This is a genomic window from Collimonas sp. (assembly GCF_044339385.1).
Taxonomy (GTDB): domain Bacteria; phylum Pseudomonadota; class Gammaproteobacteria; order Burkholderiales; family Burkholderiaceae_D; genus Collimonas.
In genome coordinates this window covers 1-3,739 of record NZ_JBIIVN010000203.1, presented here as the reverse complement: position 1 = coordinate 3,739, position 3,739 = coordinate 1, and the positions used below count along the sequence as shown (strand labels likewise).

The following is a 3,739-nucleotide window of genomic DNA, read 5'->3' as shown; positions in this document are numbered from 1 at the left end:
TTGACCAACTCAGGATCGGGCTTGGCCCGTTTGGTGCGTTTTACGTAGGTCATTTTTTCCTCTATGGTGGCAGTGTGCTGCCAAATGACCGTTTACACAAAACTAATTACATCCTCTCGCCAACGGCAGCATTCGACGCTTGGCTATCGTTCACCCTGCCAGTATTTAGATGACTGGCTTACTGAGCAACATCAGGAAAAACAGGCGGCATAAAAGCCACCTGTTGGACGACGAAAAATCGAGGGAAGCTCATTCACCCTGCCAGCGAATTGGCTACCGCCATGCCGAGATCGTTGTGGCAATGTACCGACCAGATCGCCTTGTCCGAATTCGGAATCCGTTCACGTAGCGTCTTTAGCATGTGGCCATACAATTCGGGCACGCCATAACCGACCGTATCGGCAAAATTGATGGTGGTTGCGCCCTCGGCAATCACAACCTCCAGCACCCGGCACAGGAAATCCATGTCAGAACGGCTCCCGTCTTCCGGGCTAAATTCAACGTCATCGGTAAACTTGCGAGCAAAACGCACCGCCTGCCTGGCTTGCTCGAACACCTGGTCCGGCGTCATGCGCAACTTCTTTTCCATGTGCAGCGGCGAGGTTGCCAGAAACGTATGAATCCACTTGCGCTCAGCCGGCTGCAACGCCTCGGCAGCGCGCGCAATGTCTCGATCATTGGTGCGCGAGAGCGAACACACCGTAGAGTCCTTGACGATCCCGGCGATTGCCTTGATCGCCTCGAAATCGCCTGGCGAAGCGGCGGCAAACCCAGCCTCGATCACATCGACTTTCATCCGCTCCAATTGCTTGGCAATACGGATTTTCTCGTCCTTGGTCATCGAGGCGCCAGGCGACTGCTCACCATCGCGCAAGGTGGTATCGAATATGATGAGTTTTTCGGGTGAGTTGGCTGCCATGCTGTGCTCCTGATTGATCTGCTAAACCATCAATTTTAATGACTTTGCTTAATCCAGGTATAAAAATCACAAAATCCGGGGCGCAAAAAAACGCCCGGTAAAAACCGGGCGGTGGGCGTTGTTGTCAATGTTACTAAAATAAAGTCAGGAGAGCGGCGGGATACGCAGCTTTTGACCTGGATAAATCAAGTCCACGCTTTTGAGCATTGGCTTGTTTGCTTCAAAAATAATATTGTATTGGTTGGGGTTACCATAGAACTGCTTGGAAATTTTCGACAAGTTATCGCCGCTAACCACGTCATACCACTGCGACTCATCTTCAACCGCGGCCACGGTCAGATTATCATTAACATTCTTGACGTCTTTGACATTTCCACAGCACAAAATGATTTTTTCGCGCGTCTGCTGATCTGGCGCCTCACCGCTAGCAGTCACCGTCGACGAAAAAGCATCAAAGGCAATCGTCAGAGCGCTGGTATCGATCCCTTGCGTGCCGACGTAGGTTTTAATCGCATCTGCGGCTGCAGCCTGCAACTCATCGACATTCGGCGCAGCGGCGACTTCTTCTGGTTTGTGTCCCAACAGCTTTTCACCAGCATCTTTAATAAAGGAAAGTAAACCCATTTTTTTTCTCCGGTAGAGGTTGAAAAAGGATGATGCCACTTGCATTGATGATTGATGCGGTGCTACGGTGCTACGGTGCTGCGGTGCAACTTAAAAAGTGTAGGTTAACAACATTTAACGTTAGCAATATGCCAAAAGCATAATTGACGAACTTTCCGAGTAAACCCCTTATTCTTTATCGTCGTGTTCAAGCTCCGTCTGTACGATGCTAACCGGCCTACCCTTGAACCAGCGCCAGAAATAGACACCGAATCCGGAGAGCCCATACAGCACGAATAAGCCGAACAATACTTTCGAGGGATCACTAAAAATTGCCACCAGCGCCAATACCACCAGGAAAGCGGCGATGAACGGCATCGGCTTGCGCAGGTTAATATCCTTGAAACTGTAGAACGGCACATTGCTGACCATTGTCAGGCCGGCATACAAAGTGATGGCCCAGGCCGCCCAGCTCAGCGAAGTACCACGAAACCCAAGATCGTCCATCAGCCAGACAAAGCCGGCCACCAGCGCTGCCGCGGCGGGACTTGGCAAGCCCTGGAAATAACGCTTATCGACCACTGTGATATTGGTGTTGAAGCGCGCCAGACGCAGCGCGCCACCGGCGCAATAGACAAAGGCAGCCAGCCAGCCGAGCTTGCCCATGCCACGCAGCGACCATTCGTACACCACCAAAGCCGGCGCAGCACCAAACGACACCATGTCCGACAAACTGTCATATTGCGCGCCAAACTCGCTCTGCGTATTGGTCAAGCGCGCCACGCGACCATCCAGACTGTCCAGCACCATTGCGACAAAAATTGCGATCGAAGCCTGATCAAAACGCAGGTTCATCGCCATCACAATCGCATAAAAACCGCAGAACAGCGCCGCTGTCGTAAACGCATTCGGCAACAGATAGATACCGCGCCGACGGCGCACCGGCGGCGTCAATCCTTCTTCGTCCTCGTATTCCGCGCGTTCGGCAATTTTGTTCAGACGCAGCGCCTTGGGGAACTGCGCGACGTTGCTTTTCGCTTTACGGCGCTTGAATGTGGCCATGTAAGTTTCGTTCCAATCAACTCAAAATGCAAACAAGCCGGTATCAGAATTCGGCCAGGATGGTTTCAGTAGCCGATACCTTGTCGCCGACCACAACCTTGGGCGTTGCCGTCAACGGCAGATAGACATCGACACGTGAACCGAAACGAATAAAGCCGTAACGCTGGCCGCGCGCCAGTACATCGGCCACCTTGACGTAACACAGAATGCGGCGAGCGATCAGACCAGCAACCTGCACGCAAGTCACAGTCTGGCCGTTGGCGGCAGTAATGACCAACGCGTTGCGCTCGTTTTCAATCGATGCCTTGTCGAGATCGGCGTTGACGAATTTGCCAGGAAAATACTGAACCTTCTCGATCTTGCCATCGACCGGAGCACGATTCGAATGCACATTGAACACGTTCATGAAAACACTGATTTTCAGTGCTTCGCGATTGGCGTAGGGATCCATGGTTTTTTCAACCACAACGATTCGGCCATCGGCCGGCGACAGTACCGCGCCCGGCTGCTGTGGAATCACGCGCGGCGGATCACGGAAAAATTGCAATACGAACAATGCAATAATCCAGAACGGGAGCGACCACACCGGCGAGACCAGCGTCATCAGCAACGCCACCGCAAATGCGATACCGAGGAAAGGCCAGCCTTCGCGGGCAATAATAGGATGGGGATAATTATTCAACTGTACTCCAGATTATCTTGGTAAATGTTGGAAATTTGAAAGCGTCGCTATTTTAGTTCTAGTCGGGCTGGAAAGAAATCTAAGCTTCTGTATTTCAGCTGTAATCGGCGCTCAACGACCAACTCGCGGCAACTTTACCGCCCATTGTCGATAAAACTCATCGGTAAAACCGGATTTAACGCCCAGCGTCGAATATTTCTGCGTTTTTATGCTCGCCAAATGACGGAGGCGTCGATGCGACAGACCTTCTGCATGATACTAAAGTAACCTGACGGCCATCTAAAGAAAGATTGCTATGGCATTGTATAAAAAAGCCCGGCATTTCACTCAATTTTGTTGCCGCGCAGATGAGGGTGTGCTGGATTTTGTGTAAACGGAATTTCGTTTAATTCGGCTTCATCCGTTCTTCAAACTGGATAGTGAAGCGGTTAAGTGCTCCCTTCCAGTCCCGCAATGGCATCGTCCACTTCTTG

3 protein-coding genes and 1 pseudogene are annotated in these 3,739 nt (G+C 51.6%); all 4 read right to left on the bottom strand.

The features are described 5' to 3' along the window. Positions 1-256 precede the first annotated feature (256 nt). Positions 257-919: pseudogene (locus ACIQ0R_RS11800) on the bottom strand (2-isopropylmalate synthase); the annotation flags it as partial. A gap of 144 nt (positions 920-1,063) precedes the next feature. Next, entirely contained in the window at positions 1,064-1,543 is a 480-nt protein-coding gene (gene lysM / locus ACIQ0R_RS11795) for a peptidoglycan-binding protein LysM (protein WP_395827624.1), read from the bottom strand. A gap of 168 nt (positions 1,544-1,711) precedes the next feature. After that, positions 1,712-2,584, bottom strand: coding sequence for a CDP-diacylglycerol--serine O-phosphatidyltransferase (pssA, locus tag ACIQ0R_RS11790; RefSeq protein WP_395827622.1), 873 nt, complete (start codon positions 2,582-2,584; stop codon positions 1,712-1,714). Positions 2,585-2,627: 43 nt separating this feature from the next. Continuing rightward, positions 2,628-3,266: a phosphatidylserine decarboxylase gene (locus tag ACIQ0R_RS11785; RefSeq protein ID WP_395827619.1), complete on the bottom strand. Its 639-nt coding sequence runs from the start codon at positions 3,264-3,266 to the stop codon at positions 2,628-2,630. Between the last annotated feature and the right edge of the window lie 473 nt (positions 3,267-3,739).

Excerpts from the sequence above, each read along its gene's own strand:
- lysM (WP_395827624.1), bottom strand. The coding sequence starts at position 1,543 with ATGGGTTTACTTTCCTTTATTAAAGATGCTGGTGAAAAGCTGTTGGGA.
- pssA (WP_395827622.1), bottom strand. The coding sequence starts at position 2,584 with ATGGCCACATTCAAGCGCCGTAAAGCGAAAAGCAACGTCGCGCAGTTC.